2 protein-coding genes and 1 pseudogene are annotated in these 1544 nt (G+C 34.9%); 1 reads left to right on the forward strand and 2 read right to left on the reverse strand.

All coding sequences use genetic code 11. The annotated features are described in order from the left end of the window. Positions 1-94, forward strand: a 94-nt coding sequence (locus CAFE_RS20610) for an integrase core domain-containing protein (protein WP_139104008.1), incomplete at its 5' end; no start/stop codon positions are given. A gap of 4 nt (positions 95-98) precedes the next feature. Here the strand turns inward: CAFE_RS20610 and bcmE are convergent. Beyond that, positions 99-785: a thiamine pyridinylase gene (bcmE, locus tag CAFE_RS04595; RefSeq protein ID WP_156989946.1), complete on the reverse strand. Its 687-nt coding sequence runs from the start codon at positions 783-785 to the stop codon at positions 99-101. Positions 786-790: 5 nt separating this feature from the next. Next, positions 791-1393 (reverse strand): annotated as a pseudogene (locus CAFE_RS20615) (thioredoxin family protein); the annotation flags it as partial. Positions 1394-1544 lie beyond the last annotated feature (151 nt).

Here is a 1544-nt window from a genome sequence, read left to right on the forward strand (position 1 = left end):
CTGGCGAAATGAATATAACCACCTTCGCCCACACAGTTCTCTGGATAATTTGACGCCGGCAGAATACGCCATGAAAATCTCAGGTGATTACTAACTTTCTATCTGGACGGCTTTTGGGGGCAGGTCATATCATATGTAGTATATGACGCATTGGCATCCATTAATGCATCTAGGTATAGCAGCGATTGTGAATCCTTTCCTGACATATCGATCAATAATCCTTTATTAGGGGGCGGAATTATAGAGGATGAAGTATTATTGCCGATAACTTGATATAGTTGATTGACGTTATGCGCTTGGTCAATAGCCACGTCACTCTTTCTATAATACAGAAAATTCGTGCATAAGATTTGTGGGATTGCATATATCTTATTATTTTCTGTACACCCAGAGATAGCAAAATCAATGATATCTGATGAGTTTTCAATTTCATTTTTTTGAAATGGAGTTAAATAACCATCCCGAATAAAATGTGTCAAATATGTAGAATCAAATACGAATACATCGACATTATTGGGGGGGTCTTTTTTATAACAATTCCAATCGACAAAATTCAAAGATACATTTGGCTCAATTTTACTCCATTCTGACCGAATAGCTTTCTTAAAATTGCTGGGGTTAGGAACGTAGTCGTAGATAGCAATGTTTAATGAAGTTGACATCGCTTCATTGTGACTTACATTTTGGGCGCTTGCAATAGTGGATGAAGAGGAAAACACTACTATAAACAAAAGCATAATCGAAAATATCTTTTTAGTTAATACCCTAAAATGTCTTTTTTTCATAAGTATCACTCCTCAACATTTATGTTTTTGGGCTTATTGTGGTGTAGCAGTGAAAGAATCACTATAATAATGAAAAGTGCTATGTTGACCAAAACAAAGATGGTGGAATAGCCATTCCCGGACAAATTATATTTATCCAAATAGATTCCTTCCTGCCAGATACTTGACAGAGAAGTAAATAATATAAAAGCGGAGTTAATTAGCATAACGGGCATATCTACAGTTTTCAATTTTATCCTGCGAATAATCATCAAGATTAAATTGAAACATAAAAAGGCAGTACAATAATAGACAATTGTATTAAATGGATTATTGATTGGAGAAGTGTTGGAATTACTAAGAAAATCATTAATTTCTTTTTGCTCGTTATCCGAATTACTGTAATTATCCAAATTCAAAGTTATATAATGATTACCTGATTGAATATTTACTAGTGAAGGAACCGCCGTAATATTGTATTTTTTTATGGTTTCACTATATTTTTTACTGTCCTTCCAATACAACGTATTAAAATAGTAAACAGGAATATTAGTATGATTCATAACTTGCTTGAGTTCTGGCTCAAACTTGCGACAATCCGGACATGTTGGTCGACCAAAGTATACATATACATCTTTTGCTGTATCAAAAAAATGTTATCGCCGGAGTATAATTGACCGAGATCGCCGGCGGAATTGACCCACTCAAGAATAACGGCTACCATGGCATAAAGAAACGCCATGGAGGTAGGCCGGATGTTAAGGAGTGGAATGATACACA

This window comes from Caproicibacter fermentans (assembly GCF_009746625.1).
GTDB classification, from domain to species: domain Bacteria; phylum Bacillota; class Clostridia; order Oscillospirales; family Acutalibacteraceae; genus Caproicibacter; species Caproicibacter fermentans.